Annotated in this window: 20 protein-coding genes; 7 read left to right on the top strand and 13 right to left on the bottom strand. The window is 63.8% G+C overall.

Going from position 1 to position 17,506, the window contains the following annotated elements; genetic code table 11:
• Positions 1-4 precede the first annotated feature (4 nt).
• The 7 genes from AUL36_RS14935 to AUL36_RS24875 form a co-directional block, all read right to left on the bottom strand.
• Positions 5-1,231, bottom strand: a complete 1,227-nt coding sequence (locus AUL36_RS14935) for a class I SAM-dependent RNA methyltransferase (RefSeq protein ID WP_062222023.1) — start codon at positions 1,229-1,231, stop codon at positions 5-7.
• A complete protein-coding gene (locus AUL36_RS14930; protein ID WP_062222022.1) occupies positions 1,228-1,986 on the bottom strand; it encodes a TlyA family RNA methyltransferase in 759 nt (252 codons plus the stop codon). The genes AUL36_RS14935 and AUL36_RS14930 overlap by 4 nt, the downstream gene beginning before the upstream one ends.
• 37 nt (positions 1,987-2,023) lie before the next feature.
• Positions 2,024-3,985 carry a 1-deoxy-D-xylulose-5-phosphate synthase gene (gene dxs, locus AUL36_RS14925; protein ID WP_192843843.1) on the bottom strand — a complete coding sequence of 654 codons (1,962 nt, stop codon included), beginning with the start codon at positions 3,983-3,985 and terminating at the stop codon, positions 2,024-2,026.
• Between the two features lie 76 nt (positions 3,986-4,061).
• Complete coding sequence (locus AUL36_RS14920; protein WP_058600519.1) at positions 4,062-4,331, bottom strand: exodeoxyribonuclease VII small subunit; 270 nt, start codon at positions 4,329-4,331, stop codon at positions 4,062-4,064.
• 27 nt (positions 4,332-4,358) lie between these two features.
• Positions 4,359-5,285: a histone deacetylase family protein gene (locus tag AUL36_RS14915; protein ID WP_062222019.1), complete on the bottom strand. Its 927-nt coding sequence runs from the start codon at positions 5,283-5,285 to the stop codon at positions 4,359-4,361.
• Between the two features lie 26 nt (positions 5,286-5,311).
• Positions 5,312-6,406, bottom strand: coding sequence for a chorismate synthase (aroC, locus tag AUL36_RS14910; protein WP_062222017.1), 1,095 nt, complete (start codon positions 6,404-6,406; stop codon positions 5,312-5,314).
• Between the two features lie 47 nt (positions 6,407-6,453).
• Positions 6,454-6,585: a hypothetical protein gene (locus AUL36_RS24875; RefSeq protein ID WP_280137992.1), complete on the bottom strand. Its 132-nt coding sequence runs from the start codon at positions 6,583-6,585 to the stop codon at positions 6,454-6,456.
• Here AUL36_RS24875 and AUL36_RS14905 point away from each other — a divergent pair.
• Positions 6,584-6,808, top strand: coding sequence for a DUF1344 domain-containing protein (locus tag AUL36_RS14905; RefSeq protein WP_058633738.1), 225 nt, complete (start codon positions 6,584-6,586; stop codon positions 6,806-6,808). The two genes, AUL36_RS24875 and AUL36_RS14905, sit on opposite strands and share 2 nt — an antisense overlap.
• Before the next feature lie 148 nt (positions 6,809-6,956).
• Here the strand turns inward: AUL36_RS14905 and AUL36_RS14900 are convergent, their stop codons facing one another.
• The 4 genes from AUL36_RS14900 to AUL36_RS24245 all read right to left on the bottom strand — a co-directional run bounded on the left by AUL36_RS14900 (position 6,957) and on the right by AUL36_RS24245 (position 10,025).
• The gene (locus AUL36_RS14900; protein WP_062222015.1) at positions 6,957-7,544 is read right to left on the bottom strand and encodes a histidine phosphatase family protein; all 588 of its coding nucleotides are present in this window, start codon (positions 7,542-7,544) and stop codon (positions 6,957-6,959) included.
• A 21-nt stretch (positions 7,545-7,565) separates the two neighbouring features.
• On the bottom strand, positions 7,566-8,384 hold the full coding sequence (gene fabI, locus AUL36_RS14895; RefSeq protein WP_058633736.1) for an enoyl-ACP reductase FabI: 819 nt from the start codon (positions 8,382-8,384) through the stop codon (positions 7,566-7,568).
• Positions 8,385-8,508: 124 nt separating this feature from the next.
• Entirely contained in the window at positions 8,509-9,456 is a 948-nt protein-coding gene (locus AUL36_RS14890) for a DnaJ C-terminal domain-containing protein (protein WP_058600525.1), read from the bottom strand.
• 170 nt (positions 9,457-9,626) lie between these two features.
• A complete protein-coding gene (locus tag AUL36_RS24245) occupies positions 9,627-10,025 on the bottom strand; it encodes an RT0821/Lpp0805 family surface protein (protein ID WP_058600526.1) in 399 nt (132 codons plus the stop codon).
• 100 nt (positions 10,026-10,125) lie between these two features.
• On the opposite strand from AUL36_RS24245, the gene pdxH reads away from it, so the two are divergent.
• The gene (pdxH, locus tag AUL36_RS14880) at positions 10,126-10,743 is read left to right on the top strand and encodes a pyridoxamine 5'-phosphate oxidase (protein WP_062222056.1); all 618 of its coding nucleotides are present in this window, start codon (positions 10,126-10,128) and stop codon (positions 10,741-10,743) included.
• A 28-nt stretch (positions 10,744-10,771) separates the two neighbouring features.
• Here pdxH and tldD read toward each other — a convergent pair whose 3' ends face one another.
• Complete coding sequence (gene tldD, locus AUL36_RS14875) at positions 10,772-12,187, bottom strand: metalloprotease TldD (RefSeq protein ID WP_062222013.1); 1,416 nt, start codon at positions 12,185-12,187, stop codon at positions 10,772-10,774.
• A gap of 90 nt (positions 12,188-12,277) precedes the next feature.
• On the bottom strand, positions 12,278-12,775 hold the full coding sequence (locus tag AUL36_RS14870; protein ID WP_062222011.1) for an invasion associated locus B family protein: 498 nt from the start codon (positions 12,773-12,775) through the stop codon (positions 12,278-12,280).
• Between the two features lie 310 nt (positions 12,776-13,085).
• Here AUL36_RS14870 and coxB point away from each other — a divergent pair, with 310 nt between their 5' ends.
• The 5 genes from coxB to AUL36_RS14845 all read left to right on the top strand — a co-directional run bounded on the left by coxB (position 13,086) and on the right by AUL36_RS14845 (position 17,465).
• On the top strand, positions 13,086-14,030 hold the full coding sequence (coxB, locus tag AUL36_RS14865) for a cytochrome c oxidase subunit II (RefSeq protein ID WP_082655865.1): 945 nt from the start codon (positions 13,086-13,088) through the stop codon (positions 14,028-14,030).
• A 24-nt stretch (positions 14,031-14,054) separates the two neighbouring features.
• On the top strand, positions 14,055-15,659 hold the full coding sequence (gene ctaD / locus AUL36_RS14860; protein ID WP_058600529.1) for a cytochrome c oxidase subunit I: 1,605 nt from the start codon (positions 14,055-14,057) through the stop codon (positions 15,657-15,659).
• Between the two features lie 115 nt (positions 15,660-15,774).
• Positions 15,775-16,707, top strand: a complete 933-nt coding sequence (locus AUL36_RS14855; RefSeq protein WP_062222009.1) for a heme o synthase — start codon at positions 15,775-15,777, stop codon at positions 16,705-16,707.
• Positions 16,708-16,735: 28 nt separating this feature from the next.
• Positions 16,736-16,864, top strand: coding sequence for a protoheme IX farnesyltransferase (locus AUL36_RS14850; protein ID WP_244493456.1), 129 nt, complete (start codon positions 16,736-16,738; stop codon positions 16,862-16,864).
• Positions 16,857-17,465 carry a cytochrome c oxidase assembly protein gene (locus AUL36_RS14845; protein ID WP_062222007.1) on the top strand — a complete coding sequence of 203 codons (609 nt, stop codon included), beginning with the start codon at positions 16,857-16,859 and terminating at the stop codon, positions 17,463-17,465. Before AUL36_RS14850 ends, AUL36_RS14845 begins: the two co-directional genes overlap by 8 nt.
• Positions 17,466-17,506 lie beyond the last annotated feature (41 nt).

Below are 17,506 nucleotides of genomic sequence, written 5' to 3'. Positions count from 1 at the left end.
AAGCTCAGCGTTCGAACAGCGCCACGGCTTCGACATGGTGAGACCAGAGAAACTGGTCGATCGGCGTAACGGACAGGAGCTTGTACCCGCCCTCGACCAGAATCGCCGCATCACGCGCCAAGCTGGCCGGGTTGCAGGACACGGCCGCGACGCGCTTCACGGTGGATTTGGCGAGTTCGCGGCATTGCGCCTCGGCCCCGGCACGGGGCGGATCGAAGAGCACACCGTCGAAGCGATTCAGTTCCTTCGTGGTCATTGGGCGACGAAACAGATCGCGACGCTCCGTCGTCACCGGCTTCAAGCCGGGAATGCCGCGTCTGGCGTGGTCGAGCGCGGCGAGGGCCGGGCTGTCGAACTCCACACCATGGACCGGGTGACGCCGCGCCAGACGCAATGTGAACGTGCCGACGCCGCAGAAGAGATCGGCCACCTGCTTGGCCTTGCCGAAATGCGGAAGCGCGATCTCGGCCATCGCACCTTCGGCGCTCGCCACGGCCTGAAGAAAGGCACCGGGCGGAAGCGGAACACCGATTCCATCCACGTCGATGCGCGGCGCTTGCGGCTCGACGATGGTTTCCCCGTCGATCGCCAAGCGCGCGACGCCCGGCGCGAGCGCAAGGCTCAGAACCCTTTGACGGAGCTTGTCGTCCAGACGCGCCGCGTCCGACACGGCAATGTCCAGCCCGGCTGCCGTATAGGTCACCACCATGCGAAGCTCACGCTTGCGGTCGATCATCGCGACGGCGAGCTTCTCGAAGAAATCGAGCCGGTTCGCGATCTCGGGTACGGTCACGAGACAGGTCGAAATGGGCGCGATGCGATGGCTCAGCGCTTCATGAAAGCCGAACAGAACCCGGCTATCGACGCGAAGCGCTGAGAACACGGCGCGCCGGCGCGAATGCGGCGCGCAGGGCACCAGATCGGCGACCTGAGGCTCTAGACCGACGCGCCGGAAGGCCTCGACCACCGTCTCGCGCTTGAAGGCGCGGTAGGCCGAATCGCTCATATGCTGAAGCTCGCAGCCGCCGCAGCGGCCGAAATGCGGGCAGGGTGCTTCCACACGCTCGGGCGACGCGGTCTCGACCTGCAGGAGCCGGCCGCGCTCGCCCTGCCGTTCGATCTCCACGATCTCGCCCGGCAGCGTGAAGGGCACGAAAACGGCCGCGCCGCCGACATGGGCGATGCCATCGCCCTTCTGTCCCAGCGTTTCGATGGTCAGCCGTTCGGTCATGCCTTGTGTCCTATCACGAGATATTCGCGGTTCCCGTCGCCCCCTTCGATAGGTGAGGCGATGGGCGGCTCGGCGATCCAGCCCTGATCCTGCGCTAGCCACAGCGCCATGTCGCTCGCGATCCGCTCGCCCAGCGCGCTGTCGCGCAGGAGGCCGTTCTTGCCGATCGCGTCCCGGCCCGCTTCGAATTGCGGTTTGACGAGAAAGACGCCATCCGCGCCGGAGCGCGCCAGACGCAGCGCGGGCGGCAGCGCGAGCGTCATCGAAATGAACGAGACATCGCAGACCACGAGATCGACAGTGCGCCCCTGCAGATGCTCCGCTTCAAGGTCCCGCGCGTTCAACCCTTCGAGAAGCGTGACGCGAGGATCGTTCCGAAGGCTCGGATGAAGCTGATCGTGACCGACATCCACGGCGATCACATGAGCCGCGCCGCGCTCCAACAGAACCTGCGTGAAGCCGCCCGTGGACGCGCCGACATCGAGCGCCGTTCGATCTTGCGCATCGATGCCGAACCGATCGAGCCCGGCAACGAGCTTCAGGGCCGCCCGCGAAACGTATCGCGCCGCCGGGTCATCGAGCGTCAGTTCAGCATCCTTGCGCACCAGCTGGCCGGGCTTCGAAACGGCTGTTCCATCGACCCGCACATGCCCGCGCAGGATGGCGTCGCGCGCTCGCGCGCGGCTCTGCGCCAGGCCGCGTTCGGCGACCAGCTGGTCGAGCCGCACGCGCGCACCGGAGGCGATCTCAGCCATCAGGTGCCAGCGGGCAGGGCGGACGATGCGAGGCGCATCACGCCTGCAACACGCGCCGCGCGCCGGTTCCCAGCGCCCGGAAGACGGCATCGACGATGCCGGCCCGGTCGAGACCGGAGGCTTTCACCATCGCCTCGGGAGAGGCATGATCCACGAACAGGTCGGGCATGGTGAGCGGGCGCACCTTGAGCCCATGATCCAGGAGGCCGTTGCGTGCGAGATGCTCCAGAACCTGCGCGGCGAAGCCGCCGGACGCGCCTTCCTCCAGAAGAATCAGAACCTCATGATGGCGCGCCAGCTGGGCGATCAGCTCTCCGTCGAGCGGCTTGGCGAAACGCGCGTCGGCCACCGTGGTGGAAAGGCCGAAGCCTTCGAGATCCTCGGCGGCCGCCAGAGCCTCCGTCAGGCGCGAGCCGAAGGACAGGATCGCGACCTTCGCACCCTCTTTCAGGATGCGGCCCTTGCCGAGCGCCAGCACGGAACCGCGCTCGGGAAGATCGACGCCCGTGCCATTGCCGCGCGGATAGCGGAAGGAGATCGGTCCGTCCTCGTAGGCGACGGCCGTGCGGACCATATGGCGCAATTCCGCCTCGTCGGCGGCCGCCATGACCACCATGCCGGGAAGCGGGCAGAGAAAGCCCGTGTCGAAGGAGCCCGCATGGGTTGGCCCATCCGCGCCCACGAAGCCGGCGCGGTCGATCGCGAAACGAACCGGCAGGTGCTGGATCGCGACATCATGCACGATCTGGTCATAGGCGCGCTGCAGGAAGGTCGAATAAACCGCGACGAAAGGCTTGTAGCCTTCGGTCGCCAGACCGGCCGCGAAGGTCACCGCATGTTGTTCGGCGATGCCGACATCGAAGGTGCGTTTCGGAAAGGCCTGCCCGAACAGGTCGAGCCCGGTCCCATCCGGCATGGCCGCATGGATCGCGACGATCTTCTCGTCCGCGTGCGCTTCCTGAACGAGGCTTTCGGCGAAGATTTTCGTGTAGGTCGGCGCATTGGCCTTGGGCTTGGATTGCGCCCCGGTCACGACGTCGAACTTTGACACGCCATGATACTTGTCGGCGCTGGCCTCAGCGGGCGGATACCCCTTGCCCTTCTTGGTCACGACGTGGATCAGCACCGGCCCGTTGTTCGTATCGCGCACATTGCGCAAAACCGGCAGAAGGTGGTCGAGATCGTGCCCGTCGATCGGGCCGACATAGAAGAAGCCGAGCTCTTCGAAGAGCGTTCCGCCCGTCAGCAGGCCGCGCGTGTATTCCTCGGTGCGGCGCGCGCCCTCGCGCATGAATTCGGGCAGGTGGCGCGTCATCGCCTTGGCCCGCTCGCGCAGCGAGCGATAGGCCTTGCCGGACACGAGCCGTGCCAGATAGGCGCTCATGGCACCTGTCGGCGGGGCGATGGACATGTCGTTGTCGTTGAGGATCACGACGAGCCGCGCGTCCAGCGCGCCGGCATTGTTCATCGCTTCATAGGCCATGCCGGCGCTCATCGCGCCGTCCCCGATCACCGCGATCACATTGTTGCGCCGCCCGTCCATCTCGCTGGCGACGGCCATGCCGAGGCCGGCGGAAATCGAGGTCGAGGAATGGCCCGCGCCGAACGGGTCGTATTCGCTTTCCGTGCGCTTGGCGAAACCCGACAGGCCGCCTTCCTGGCGCACCGTGCGCATGGCTTCGCGCCGGCCGGTCAGGATCTTGTGGGGATAGGCCTGGTGGCCGACATCCCAGATCAATCGATCGCGAGGCGTGTCGAACACCGCATGGATCGCCACCGTCAGTTCCACGACGCCGAGGCCCGCACCCAGATGCCCGCCCGTGCGCGAGACGGCGTCGATCAGATCGGCGCGCAGCTCGTCGGCCACCTGGCGCAGCTCCGATTGGGGCAGGCGGCGCAGGTCTTCGGGGGATGCGATCTGGTCGAGAAGCGGCGTCGAAAGGGTGCTGGACAAAGCGGCGGTCTCCTGCGGAACGGGTGCCTCGCATGGACCGAACATGCAACGGCTGACAATCGGGCGGTTAGAGCCATTTCAACTAGGGTTGTCCAGCCGCCGATTCCAGCGGACGCGGCGATCAGGCCGGGTCGAGCGGCTCGGTGCCCGTCGCCTTGCCCGCGCGCGACAGCTTGATCTTCTCCACCTTGTCTTCGGCGGCGGATAGAAGCCGGTCGCAATGGCTCTTGAGCTTCTCGCCGCGCTCATAGATGCGGATCGACATTTCTAAGGGGACGTCGCCGCGCTCTAGGTCCGAGACGATGCGCTCCAGCGCCGCCAGGGCTTCCTCGAAGCTCATGCGCTTGATGTCGGAATCGTCGGCCGGAATCTGATGGGCGGTATCGGACATGAAGATCACTTTCGTTGCGATGCCGGATCAGCCGACCATCAAACGCTTCACATGGGCCGCGGCGGATTGCGACAAGCCCTGGAGGTCGTATCCCCCCTCCAGAACGCTGACGAGCCGGTGCTGGCTGAAGCGGCCGGCAATGTCCAGAAGCTGTCCCGTCGCCCAGTCGAAATCCGCTTCGATGAGATTGAGACCGCCCAGCGGATCGCGGTGATGGGCGTCGAAGCCCGCCGAGACGATTACGAGATCTGGGCGAAAATTCTCGAGAGCCGGAAGCACGGCGTCGCGGAACGCCGTACGGAATTCGTCCGTGCCGTCATCCTCGCGCAGCGGGACATTGACGATATTGCCCGCGCCCACCTCGTCCTTCGCGCCGCTGCCGGGATAAAGCGGCATCTGATGCGTCGAGACGTAGAGAACGGAAGGGTCAGCCCAGAAGATATCCTGCGTGCCGTTGCCGTGGTGGACGTCCCAATCGACGATCGCCACCCGCTCCAAACCATGCACCGCCTGCGCATGGCGCGCCGCCACGGCGGCCTGGTTGAACAGGCAGAAGCCCATCGCCGTTTCGCGCTCGGCATGGTGCCCTGGAGGCCGCGCGGCGACGAAGACGTTGCGCGCCGCCCCTGACATCACATCGTCCACGCCCGCGCAGGCCGCGCCCACACCGTGCAGCGCGGCGGTAAAGCTGCGAGGACTCACCACCGTGTCACCGTCGATCCGGGCCAGACCCTCTTCGGGAATCGTGCGCGCGATCCGCTGCACATAGTCGAAGCTGTGGCAGCGATAGATCGCTTCCAGCGAGCCCTCCGGTGCCATGGCGCGGTCGAGATTTTGAAAGGCTTCCGCCTCGAACGCGGCCTCCACAGCCGCGATTCGCTCCGGCCGCTCGGGATGGCCCGGCGGCGTCAGATGTTCCCGAAAGACCGGGTGATGATACAGGCGCGTCAGCATGGCAGCCTCCCGGCGATTGCGTCGCGTCAGATGCGGCCGGTCTGGCCGCGATGGCGCAGATAATGATCGGCGATGGCGCAGGCCACCATGGCCTCGCCGATGGGCACCGCGCGAATGCCGACGCACGGGTCGTGCCGGCCTTTGGTCATCACATCGACCTCGTGCCCATCGGCATCGATCGATCGGCGCGCCGTCAGGATAGAGGAGGTGGGTTTCACCGCGAACCGCGCCACCACCGCTTGTCCGGTGCTGATGCCGCCGAGAATGCCGCCGGCATGGTTGGACAGGAAGACGGGCCGGCCGTCATTGCCCATCCGAATTTCGTCGGCATTCTCTTCGCCCGAGAGCGTAGCCGAAGCGAAACCATCGCCGATCTCGACGCCTTTTACGGCATTGATCGACATGAGATTGGCTGCGATGTCGGCGTCCAGCTTGCCATAGAGTGGCGCCCCGAGCCCGGCCGGAACGCCTTCCGCCACCACTTCGACGACGGCTCCGATTGATGAGCCGCTTTTGCGCGTCGCATCGAGCAGTTCTGCCCAGCGCTCGGCTGTTTGTGCGTCCGGGCAGAAGAAGGGGTTACGGCGTGTCTCGTCCCAGTCGAACCGGGACCGATCGATGGCGATGCTGCCGATCTGCACCAGCGCGCCGCGCACTGAAAGGCCGGGGACGATATGCCGGGCGATGGCGCCGGCCGCCACGCGCATCGCGGTTTCGCGCGCGGACGAACGCCCGCCGCCACGATAATCGCGAATGCCGTATTTGATGTCATAGGCGATATCGGCATGGCCCGGCCGGTAGCGGCGGGCGATGTCGCCGTAATCCTTGGAGCGCTGATCGACGTTCTGAACTTCCAGCGCGATCGGCGTGCCGGTGGCGATCAGTTCGCCCTCCGCCTCGCCCGGCATGGTACCGGAGAGAATGCGGACCTGATCGGGTTCCTGGCGCTGCGTCGTGTAGCGCGATTGGCCGGGTCGGCGCTCGTCCAGAAAATGCTGGATCATCGCCTCGGAGAGTTTCGTGCCCGGCGGTGTTCCGTCCACGACGCAGCCGATCGCCGGTCCATGACTCTCGCCCCAGGTGGTGACGCGGAACAGGTGGCCGAAGCTGTTGTGAGACATGAATGACGCGGGTCCGATGGAAAGACGGTTGGCTCGTTTACGACCTGCTAACCGGCGGCGTCAAATCGCGGATCGACGATTGGCGGCGCGGTCTGGAATAAACCATAATCGAGATGGAATTTTTCCAGACTATGGCCGCGAATCGTCCTCCAAACGCCGCCCGAAAGAGATTGCTTCATGACCCGACGAATCGTCGCCTTGTTCGCCTGCTCCGCTCTCTCCGTCTCGATGAACATCTCGGCGCAGGCGGAAGAAAGCGGAGGCGTGGTGGAGAAGGTCGATCATGAGCGCTCGGCTCTGAAATTGAACGACGGGACCAGCTATCTTCTGTCTCACGATATTCAGGTCGAGGCGATCACACCGGGCATGATGGTCCACATCATTCACGAACCGCTTGTCTGAGGGCAGGGACGCCCCGCAGACTATCTCCGGTGATTTCGGATTCGCTGGAAATGCTTCGGCATATTGATGTCGCCGCATCGCTCGACCACGGCGCGCGCCATCGTCTCTCGAAATCTCTCGGCGGCACATAGAGTTGTCTGACGGTCTATCAGACCCAGGCGATTTCACCATTCTCGAAACGCAGGATACGATCCTGCGGAATGTCCATCTCCGCCGCGTCTCCTCGCGATACTCCCGCGAAGCGCTGAAGGAAGGCGCGCGTCACGCCGCCATGGGCGGTCACGATGCTCGGGCCGCGCAGCTCTTCGAAAACCGGCGCGACGCGGTCCGCCAGGCTTTCATAGGTTTCCGCGCCATCGCCCGGCGGCTGGAAATTCCACTTGTCTTCGTGCCGTTTCGCCAGCCGTTCCGGGTCGCTTTGCCCGAGCTCGCGCAGCGTATAGCCCTGCCAGTCGCCGAAATGAATTTCGCTCAGCCGCTCGTCCTGCGAGAAGGCCTCCGCGTCCAAACCCATCTCATGCCGGATGATCCGCATCGTGTCCGCCGCGCGCTGCATCGGGCTTGAGATGAACTCGAACCCGGATGCGCACGCGCCCAGAACGTTTCGCAGATACCGGCCGTTGCGGCGCGCCTGCCCGCGCCCGTAGCTGTTGAGGGGAATGTCGCTCTGTCCCTGAAGGCGACGCTCGGCGTTCCAGTCCGTCTGACCGTGACGGCAGAGATAAAGAAGCGGCATGCTCACGGATGATACTCGCTGTCAGTCCTTGACGACCGAAATATCGGGCGCATCCACCGCCTTCATTCCAACGACGTGGTAGCCGGAATCGGCATGGTGCACTTCGCCCGTCACCGAGCGGGACAGGTCGGACAGAAGATACAGACCGACATCGCCGACTTCCTCGATCGTCACGGTGCGGCGCAGCGGAGCGTTATACTCGTTCCACTTGAGGATATAGCGGAAATCTCCGATCCCGGAGGCCGCCAGAGTCTTGATCGGCCCGGCGGAGATCGCGTTGACGCGGATGTTCTTCGGGCCGAGATCGACCGCCAGATATTTGACGCTCGCCTCGAGCGCGGCCTTGGCGACGCCCATGACGTTGTAGTTCGGCATGACCTTTTCCGCGCCGTAGTAGGTCAGCGTCAGCATCGATCCGCCCGAGGTCATCAGCTTCTCAGCGCGCTGGGCGACGGCCGTGAAGGAATAGACCGAGATCAACATCGTCTTGGAAAAGTTGGCCTCGCTCGTGTCGACATAGCGACCCGTCAGCTCGTCCTTGTCGGAAAAGCCGATGGCGTGAACCAGGAAATCGATCTTGCCCCACTTCTCTTCGAGCGCCTGGAAACAGGCGTCGATCGTGGCGGCATCGCCCACGTCGCAATGGCCGCAGACGAAGGCGTTCAACTCGGCCGCCAGAGGCTCGACTCGCTTGCGCAGTGCATCGCCCTGATAGGTGAAGGCCAGTTCCGCGCCTTGGTCCGCCAGTGCCTTGGCAATACCGTAGGCGATGGAGCGATTGTTCGCCACACCCATGATGAGGCCGCGCTTGCCCTTCATCAGGCCGACCGATTCAACCATGGTGCAGCTCCTCAACTCGATTCCAAATCATCATATTGGCTTTGCGCTATGGCATAGCAGCTTGAGACCAGCAAGCTTGACGGATCATCGCCTGCCGGCCCACAAGTTTTATTCCGGTCTGTTATCAGACGTTGGCGTCACGCCGTTTCTGCATCAGCGCGATCAACTCGGCATCCGGCGACTCGGGCAGCGCTACCACGAGCGAAACGAGGATGTCGCCGCGCCCGCCATCCTTGCGCGTCAGCCCCTTGCCCTTGAGCCGCAAGGTCTTTCCGGAATTCGTCCAAGGCTGAATCTTCGTCGCGATTCGCCCGTCCAGTGTTTCGATCGTGATGCGCCCGCCCAGTACCGCGTCCTCCAAGGCAACTTCGTGGTCGCAGAGCAGGTCGCGTCCATCGACGCTGAAGCGGGCATGATCGACGAACTGGATGGTCACGAGCGCGTCGCCGGGTTGACCGCCGCTGATGGCGGGCGGTTGGCCCTGTCCACGCAGACGGATGACCTGACCGTCCTCCACGCCTTCCGGCAGGCGAATGGCCAGGCGCTTGCCCGTCGGGAAGACGGCTTCGACCTTCTCGTCGGAGACCACTTCTTCGAGGCGGACCTTCAGCGTGGCGTTGATGTCCTCGCCCTTGGCCGAGCCGTTGCGTGCGGCCGTGAAGCCCGCGCCGCCGCGCGCTCCGCGCTTGGCGCCGCCGAAGGCCTGATCGAAGAAGTCCGAGAAGAGACCTTCGCCAAGATCGGCCGATCCGCCGCGGAAATCGAATCCGCCGCCCGTGCCGCGCGTCTGCCCGAACGGGTTCCCGCCCGCGCCACCGCCGCCGAAACCTCCAAACCCCTGAAACTTGGGCTTTCCTTCGGCGTCGATCTCGCCATTGTCGAACTTCTGACGCTTTTCCTTATCGCCCAGAATCTCGTAGGCTTGGTTGGCCTCGTTGAAGCGTGCGGCGGCGGAGGGATCGTCGGTGTTGGCGTCCGGGTGATACTTCTTGGCGAGTTTGCGGAAAGCGGACTTGATTTCGCCTTCCGTGGCGGTCTTGGCGACGCCGAGAACGGTATAGGGGTCGCGCATGGAGTGTCGGCATCCTGTCTGACATGGGCGCGCCGAGCCGATCCGGCGCGGCGCAACCGGCTTGCGATTGGCTTTGACAGGTATATGGCGAGAGTCTGAAAAGAAATGAAGTCCTCCGACGGCAGCGCGCACAGCCTATCGGCCAGCCTGCCAGGGACTTTCAGCTTCGATCATGCGCCTTCATTGAAACGGGTCAGCGTCCATTCGCCGCTGCCGCGCGTGCAGGCTTCGCCCTTGTAGACGGCCACGCCATCGAATCTTTGACGCGAGGTCTTGAAGCTGCGGCAGATCTGGTCGCCCGCGCGCGTTTCCTGAATGCCGGTGATCGTTCCGCTCGCGCCCGTATCCGTGTTGCTCCAGGCCAGCGGCTCGGACTCCGACCGCTCCAGATTGGCCGACGACACCGCATTGCGCACCGTGCGCCCGTCCGAATCCGTTTCGGGAGAGGGGGGAGCCATGGGCTTGACGGAACTGGTCTGGATCGAGTGGTCCACCTTGGCCGCATCTTCCAGCGCCGCGCCGCTGATCACGGTGCAGCCGGACAGGACTGTCGCCAGACAAGTCGCCACTAAGGCCTTTCGAATCCCGTGCATGTCGCCGTTAAACCTTTGCCGTCGGCCCCGTTCGGTTCTACGAAATCGAAGGCACGAACCGGAAGATGCAGGAATGATGCTCAAAACGGCCTTAACGTTTGGTGAAACCGAGTTGCCCGCCGATCCATTCGCGGCGTTCCAGATCTGGCTTGGCGAAGCGGAGCGCTCCGAGTTGAACGACCCTAACGCCATGGCGCTCGCGACGGTCGATGCGGATGGGTTGCCGGATGTCAGAACAGTTCTCCTCAAGGGGGTCGACCCCGGCGGTTTCGTCTTCTACACGAATTTCGAGAGTCGGAAAGGGCAGGAACTGCTCGGTCAGCCCAAGGCCGCCCTCTGCTTCCATTGGAAAAGCCTGCGTCGGCAGGTCCGCGTGCGCGGCACGGTCGAAATCGTCAGCGACGAGGAAGCCGACGCCTATTATCGCACCCGCGCCCGCATCAGCCGTCTCGGCGCCTGGGCCTCGCAACAGTCTCGCCCGCTGGCGTCGCGCGCGGAGCTGGAGCAGCGGGTCGCAGAGTTCGACGCACGCTTTCCCGGTGAGGACATTCCGCGCCCGCCTCATTGGTCGGGTTTTCGCGTCGTCCCGGTGCAGATCGAGTTCTGGCAGGACGGAGCCTTCCGCCTTCACGACAGCTATCGCTTCGTGAAGGACGAATCCGGACAATGGGTCGCAACCCGGCTCAACCCTTGATCGCCTCGAGAAGGGGAGGGCGGAGGCTCTAAGCCTCCGTCCCGCCGACCGTGATCTGATCCATTCGTAGGTGCGGCTGGCCGACGCCGACCGGCACCCACTGGCCAGCCTTGCCGCAATTGCCGATGCCGGCATCCAGCTCCAGATCGTTGCCGACCATCGAAACGCGGTGCATCGCGTCCGGACCGTTGCCGATCAACATGACGCCCTTGAGCGCCTCGCCGATCTTCCCGTCGCGCACGCGGTACGCTTCGGTGCAGTTGAAGACGAACTTGCCCGAGGTGATGTCGACCTGTCCGCCGTTGAAGGACACGGCGTAGATTCCGTCCTTCACCGACGCGATGATCTCGTCCGGCGTATGCGAGCCCGCCAGCATCATCGTGTTGGTCATGCGCGGCATGGGCGCATGGGAATAGGACTGACGGCGGCCATTGCCGGTCGCCTCCATGCCCATCAGCCGGGCGTTCTGGCGATCCTGCATGTAGTTGACGAGACGGCCGTCCTCGATCAGCACCGTGCGGTTGGTTGGCGTTCCCTCGTCGTCGATCGACAGCGAGCCGCGCCGCTCGGCGATCGTCCCATCGTCCACGACGGTGACGCCCTTGGCCGCGACCTGCTGGCCGAGAAGGCCCGAAAAGGCCGAGGTCTTCTTGCGGTTGAAGTCGCCTTCGAGACCATGCCCCACCGCTTCGTGCAGCATGACACCCGGCCAGCCGGATCCGAGCACAATGTCGAACGTGCCTGCCGGGGCCGCCACGGCATCGAGATTGACCTTGGCGCCGCGTAGCGCTTCGTCGGCCAGCTTTTCCCAGCTCTCGTTCAGCATGAAGCCGCCGAACCCGACGCGCCCGCCGGCACCCGACGAGCCGGTTTCCTGCCGATTGCCGCGCCCCGCGACGACCGAGACGTTCAGCCGCACCAGCGGACGAACGTCCTGAAGCCATTGTCCGTCGGCGCGCAGGATTTCGACCACCTGCCATTGCGTGGCGAGCGACACGCTGACCTGACGCACCTCCTCGTCCTTCGAGCGAAGATAGCTGTCGATGTCCTGCAGCAGCTTCACCTTGGCTTCGAAGCTCGGCTGGGGAATGGGATTCTCGTCGCCATAGAGCTTGCGGTTCGTCCCGCGCGGCCCCTCTGCCGCGACGCCGCTATATCCGGCCCGAATAGCCGTGACGGTGGACGCCGCGCGACGGAGCGCCGCATCCGAAAGATCGCCGGCATGCGCGAAGCCGATGGCCTCGCCCGCGACACAGCGAAGGCCGAAACCTTGGTCCGTCGAGAAGTCGCCGGCCTTCGATCGGCCATTGTCGAAGACGAGGGATTCCTGCTCGCGATATTCCAGAAAGAGTTCGCCGTCGTCCGATCCCGTCAGCGTGTCCGAAACAAGCGCTTCGAGCTGCGGACGGGACATGTCGAAGCGGTCGGCGAGGGAGAGGGGCATGAGAGGCTCCGGAGAACTAACGTGCCCCTGAGATAGGCGGCCCGAGCGCCCGTGTCATCCACTGGCGGTCTGGGAACGGGGCGAGGCTGGTCAGGGCAGGGCGGCAAAGCCGTCCGCAAAGCCCGCGAGATCGACCGGAATGCCGATGCCCTCTTCGGGTGTCTGAAACACGATGAAGGTCGCAGACTTGCCGCTCGACAGCGTCTGGCGCAGCGTCTCGTCCAAAATCACTTCCGCGTAGCATCCATCCTCGAAGCAGCGAACGAACTGCGCGCGGCCGATATCCTTGCCATCCACGTAGAGGCCGAGCCCATTGGGAAGAAGAATGCCGAGCGGGGCCAGCACTCGGAGAATCTGCGCCTTGCCGTCTGCGGTCTTCAGCGCGAGAACCGACAGGCCGACTTCGGGCCGATCTTCGGCGACGACATTCTGCAGGAGGGCGCATTGCTCGCCCGCCGCGCCCGCAGGCTGATCGCACACCACGGCCCAGGCACCATGCTGCGATTTGACGGTTCCCGTCTGGGCCTGTGCCGCCAGCGGCAGCATGATGAGACAGGCGGCGGCGGCCGCGGCGAGGAGGGTCTTCATGAGGTTATCCCGATGTGACGCCGGTCGGAATCGGCGCCTTGAACGAAATCAAAGGTTAAAGCATCTCGACCGGCCCCGTCGAGACGCACTGCCGCATGTGCGAGATAAGGGAGGCATTGCGGTCACAGCCCCGCTTATGTCGCAATCGGGCGTGGCGCGCTCGTGTTGCGAAGGAGGCGGTTTCGTGGTTGAACCGAGCCTCAGCTGCACATTAGCGGCATTCGAAATCTCGGGAGGCTCGCCGGGAGATTCGAGCGTCGATGATTCGTTCGGCAGATCGGGTTCATTTGCTTCCACGAGGGGGAGATTCGTGAAGAGAACAGCCCTTGCCGCCCTTGCTCTGGCCGGCTCGCCCCTTGCGGCGTTCGCACAGGATGCCGTGGTGCATCCCGGCCAGCCTCATCCATGGCAGATGGGGCTTCAGGAAGCCCTGTCGCCGATCGAGGCGCAGATCCATTGGTTCAGCACCTATACGCTCTGGTTCATCGTTCCGATCGTGATCTTCGTGGCGGGTCTGCTCGCCTGGGTCGGCTTTCGCTACACGGAAGAGCGCAATCCCAAGCCGTCCCGCACCAGCCACAACACGACGATCGAGATCATCTGGACGATCGCTCCGGTCCTGATTCTGTTGTGCCTCGCCATTCCCTCGTTCCAGCTTCTTACGGCGCAATACAATCCGCCGCGCGAGCCGGAACTGACGGTGAAGGCGACCGGTTATCAGTGGTATTGGGGCTACGAGTATCAGCCGGCGCAGGCCAACGCCGCCGCTGCATCGCCGGCTGCCGGCACGGCAGCCAATCCGGCAAACCCGGCGTCGCAGCCCGTTTCCTTCCTGTCGTATCCGCTCGGCGAGGACGCGCGGGACGCCTCGGGCAAAACCGACAAGGCGACCTATCCTCGCCTCCTTGCCGTCGACAACGAGATGGTCATTCCGGTCAACACCGTGGTTCGTCTCTTATCGACGGGCGGAGACGTGATTCATTCCTTCGCGATGCCGTCTCTCGGTGTGAAGGTCGATGCGGTTCCAGGTCGTCTGAACGAATATTGGTTCGAGGCCAATCGCGAAGGCATCTTCTATGGCCAGTGCTCCGAGCTTTGCGGCGCCAGCCATTACAACATGCCGATCGGCGTGCGCGTGGTCAGCCGCGAGCAGTTCGATCGCTGGCTCGCCGCCGCTGCCGACAATGTCCAAAACGCCAACGCCCAGCTCTCGGCCGAGATCGCCCATCAGGCGCCGGTCGTGGCCGCTCGCTGATACAAATTCGGGGGGAAGCACCTTATGGATCACGCTGCATCGCATGATCACGACCACGCCCACCCGCGCCCGACCGGCTGGGTTCGCTGGGTCTATTCGACCAACAACAAAGACATCGGCATTCTCTATCTGATCTTCTCGATCTTCGCGGGTATCGTGGGAGCCAGTCTCTCGATCGCGATCCGCGCCGAGTTGCAGCAGCCGGGTCTTCAGATCTTCGGCAATCCGCAGATCTTCAACGTCTTCACGACGGCCCATGGTCTCGTGATGGTGTTCTTCCTCGTCATGCCGGCGTTGATCGGCGGCTTCGGCAATTATTTCGTCCCGATCATGATCGGTGCGCCGGACACGGCTTTCCCGCGCATCAACAACATCGCCTTCTGGATGCTGCCGCCTTCGCTGCTGCTACTGATCCTGTCGATGTTCGTGGAGGGCGCTCCTGGCGCCAATGGTGCGGGAACCGGCTGGACGCTGTATCCGCCGCTTTCGACCACGGGCCATCCAGGTCCAGCTGTCGATCTTGCGATCTTCGCGCTGCATCTGTCCGGTGCGTCGTCGATCCTCGGCGCGATCAACATGATCACGACGATCCTCAACATGCGCGCGCCGGGCATGACGCTGCACAAGATGCCGCTGTTTGCGTGGTCGCAGCTGGTGACCGCCTTCCTGCTGCTGCTCTCCCTGCCGGTTCTGGCCGGCGCGATCACGATGGTGCTGACCGATCGCAATTTCGGAACCACCTTCTTCGCCCCTGAGGGCGGCGGCGATCCGATCCTGTACCAGCATCTCTTCTGGTTCTTCGGCCACCCCGAAGTCTACATCATGATCCTGCCGGCCTTCGGCATTGTCAGTCACATCATCTCGACCTTCTCCAAGAAGCCGGTCTTCGGTTATCTCGGGATGGCCTATGCCATGGTCGCGATCGGCGTGGTCGGGTTCGTCGTCTGGGCTCACCACATGTACACGACGGGCATCTCGCTCAACACGCAGCGCTATTTCGTGTTCGCGACGATGGTCATCGCCATCCCGACCGGCATCAAGATCTTCTCGTGGATCGCGACCATGTGGGGCGGCTCGCTTCGCTTCACCACGCCGATGCTCTGGTCGATCGGATTCATCTTCCTGTTCACGGTCGGCGGCGTCACGGGCGTCAAGCTGGCCAATGCCGGCATGGATCGCGTGCTCCACGACACCTATTATGTCGTGGCGCACTTCCACTACGTTCTGTCGCTTGGGGCGGTCTTTGCGATCTTCGCCGGCTGGTACTACTGGCTGCCGAAGATGAGCGGCTACATGTATGACGAGAAGATCGGCAAGATTCATTTCTGGGTCATGTTCGTCGGCGTCAATCTCGTCTTCTTCCCGCAGCACTTCCTGGGCGCCGCCGGTATGCCGCGCCGCTACGCGGACTATCCCGATGCCTTCGCCGGCTGGAATTTCGTTTCTTCGATGGGTTCCTATATCTCGGGTGTATCGGTCCTGATCTTCCTCTATGGTGTCTACGATACGTTCGCCAAGAAGCGCCTCGCGGGAGCCAATCCCTGGGGCGAAGGGGCGACGACCCTCGAATGGCAGCTATCGTCTCCGCCGCCGTTCCATCAGTGGGAAGAGCTGCCGCGGATCCGCTGAACCCGGTCAAATCCTGTGATCCCGGCATCCAAGCCGGGATCGCTCACCGTCGGGTTCGCGATAGGCGACAGATGGCAGTCTCGATGGGTCTGCCGGTCAAGGATAAGGACGTCCTATGAGTGCGATCGACGCGACGGATCTGCGGGCCGCTCGTCCAGGCATCAGTCTCGCCGAACCGGGTGACTTCCTGGCTCTGTTGAAGCCGCGCGTCATGTCGCTCGTGATCCTGACGGCGGTGACGGGATATCTCGCCGCTCCCGGCCATATGCATCCGGTTCTCGGTTTCGTGTCACTCCTGGCGATCGCCTTGGGAGCGGGCGGCTCCGGGGCGCTGAACATGTGGTATGACGCGGATATCGACCGCGTGATGAAGCGTACGGCTGGACGTCCCGTTCCGTCAGGCCGCGTGTCCGCAGGTGGAGCGTTGGCCTTCGGTCTGTCGCTGTCGATCCTGTCCGTGATCATTCTCGGCCTCGCATCCAACTGGTTTGCAGCTGCTTTCCTGGCCTTTACGATCGCCTTCTACGCCGTTTTCTACACGATGGGTCTGAAGCGTCGCACGGCGCAGAATATTGTGATTGGTGGCGCGGCTGGCGCGTTTCCACCAATGGTGGCGTGGGCGGCGGTGACCGGTGGCGTCTCGCTGGAAAGCTTCGTCCTCTTCCTGATCATCTTTCTTTGGACGCCCCCGCATTTCTGGGCTCTGGCTCTCTTCAAGATGCAGGATTACGGCGCGGCTGGTATCCCGATGCTGCCCAATGTGGCGGGTGAGCGTTCGACGCGTCGTCACATCTTCGCTTACACGCTGCTTCTCGTGCCTGTCGGTGTCCTCCCTTACGTGCTCGGTTTCGGCGGCCCGGTCTATGGCGTGGTGTCGCTCGCGCTGGGGCTCGACTTCATTCGCCGGGCTTTCCTCGTGCTGCGGATGCCCGATCGCGATCCTGCGATGGTCCCGGCCAAGAAGCTGTTCGGATTCTCGATCGTGTATCTCTTCGCGCTCTTCTCCATCCTGCTGATCGAGCGTGTCGTCGCTTTGTGGATGGTCTGATTTCGTGAACGAAGGGGAGGAGGATCGCGTGCGTTTGACCCAGCAGGAACATAAGGCGCAGCGCAAGCGCTCGGTGGCGATCGCGCTGACGCTGACGGCCCTCGTCGTGATTTTCTATGTGGTGACGCTGGTCAAGATGGTGGGGGGTCATGGCTGAGCCCGATGGCCCTCGCGAAATGTCGGCCCGCCGATTTCGGATCACCGCGTTCAGTTGCGCCGCATTCGTCTGCGGCATGATCGGCGCGGCCTACGCATCCGTCCCGCTCTACAGCCTGTTCTGCAAAGTCACGGGCTATGGCGGCACGACGCAGCGCAGCGAAATGGCATCCGCCACGGTGCTGAACGAGACCGTCCGAGTTCGATTTGACAGTAATGCGATTCCCAGCGTGCCGTGGACCTTTCAGCCGAACGAGCGGGAAGTGGTGGTGCGTCTCGGCGAAACGCGCCAGATGTCGTACCGCGTTCGCAACCGTTCCGACCGGGAAGTGACGGCGCGCGCCACGTTCAACGTGACGCCGCTGCTGGCGGGCGGCTACTTCAACAAGATCCAGTGTTTCTGTTTCACGGATCAGACGCTGAAGCCGGGGGAAGAAGTGGACATGCCGGTCGTGTTCTTCGTCGATCCCGACATTCTGAAGGACGCTGATGTCGGAACCTTGCCGACGATTACGCTGTCCTACACGTTCTTCCCGGTAGAACCGAAGAAGACACCCGTCGCCGATGCCGCGACGGACAATCAGGCAAGCGGGCGTTTGTAACGCGCCCGAATTGAGTTGGAACGGGGCCGTTGGCTACAGCG

It is taken from the genome of Aureimonas sp. D3, assembly GCF_001463805.1.
Classification (GTDB): Bacteria; Pseudomonadota; Alphaproteobacteria; order Rhizobiales; family Rhizobiaceae; genus Aureimonas; species Aureimonas ureilytica_A.
Note: the sequence above shows the minus strand (reverse complement) of the source record. Positions and strands in the feature narration are given on the sequence as shown.

What these genes read in the sequence shown, in the direction of transcription:
- AUL36_RS14935 (WP_062222023.1), bottom strand. Translation starts at nt 1,231, where the DNA reads ATGACCGAACGGCTGACCATCGAAACGCTGGGACAGAAGGGCGATGGC.
- AUL36_RS14930 (WP_062222022.1), bottom strand. Translation starts at nt 1,986, where the DNA reads ATGGCTGAGATCGCCTCCGGTGCGCGCGTGCGGCTCGACCAGCTGGTC.
- dxs (WP_192843843.1), bottom strand. Translation starts at nt 3,985, where the DNA reads ATGTTCGGTCCATGCGAGGCACCCGTTCCGCAGGAGACCGCCGCTTTG.
- AUL36_RS14920 (WP_058600519.1), bottom strand. Translation starts at nt 4,331, where the DNA reads ATGTCCGATACCGCCCATCAGATTCCGGCCGACGATTCCGACATCAAG.
- AUL36_RS14915 (WP_062222019.1), bottom strand. Translation starts at nt 5,285, where the DNA reads ATGCTGACGCGCCTGTATCATCACCCGGTCTTTCGGGAACATCTGACG.
- aroC (WP_062222017.1), bottom strand. Translation starts at nt 6,406, where the DNA reads ATGTCTCACAACAGCTTCGGCCACCTGTTCCGCGTCACCACCTGGGGC.
- AUL36_RS14905 (WP_058633738.1), top strand. Translation starts at nt 6,584, where the DNA reads ATGACCCGACGAATCGTCGCCTTGTTCGCCTGCTCCGCTCTCTCCGTC.
- AUL36_RS24875 (WP_280137992.1), bottom strand. Translation starts at nt 6,585, where the DNA reads ATGAAGCAATCTCTTTCGGGCGGCGTTTGGAGGACGATTCGCGGCCAT.
- AUL36_RS14900 (WP_062222015.1), bottom strand. Translation starts at nt 7,544, where the DNA reads ATGCCGCTTCTTTATCTCTGCCGTCACGGTCAGACGGACTGGAACGCC.
- fabI (WP_058633736.1), bottom strand. Translation starts at nt 8,384, where the DNA reads ATGGTTGAATCGGTCGGCCTGATGAAGGGCAAGCGCGGCCTCATCATG.
- AUL36_RS14890 (WP_058600525.1), bottom strand. Translation starts at nt 9,456, where the DNA reads ATGCGCGACCCCTATACCGTTCTCGGCGTCGCCAAGACCGCCACGGAA.
- pdxH (WP_062222056.1), top strand. Translation starts at nt 10,126, where the DNA reads ATGCTCAAAACGGCCTTAACGTTTGGTGAAACCGAGTTGCCCGCCGAT.
- tldD (WP_062222013.1), bottom strand. Translation starts at nt 12,187, where the DNA reads ATGCCCCTCTCCCTCGCCGACCGCTTCGACATGTCCCGTCCGCAGCTC.
- AUL36_RS14870 (WP_062222011.1), bottom strand. Translation starts at nt 12,775, where the DNA reads ATGAAGACCCTCCTCGCCGCGGCCGCCGCCGCCTGTCTCATCATGCTG.
- ctaD (WP_058600529.1), top strand. Translation starts at nt 14,055, where the DNA reads ATGGATCACGCTGCATCGCATGATCACGACCACGCCCACCCGCGCCCG.
- AUL36_RS14855 (WP_062222009.1), top strand. Translation starts at nt 15,775, where the DNA reads ATGAGTGCGATCGACGCGACGGATCTGCGGGCCGCTCGTCCAGGCATC.
- AUL36_RS14845 (WP_062222007.1), top strand. Translation starts at nt 16,857, where the DNA reads ATGGCTGAGCCCGATGGCCCTCGCGAAATGTCGGCCCGCCGATTTCGG.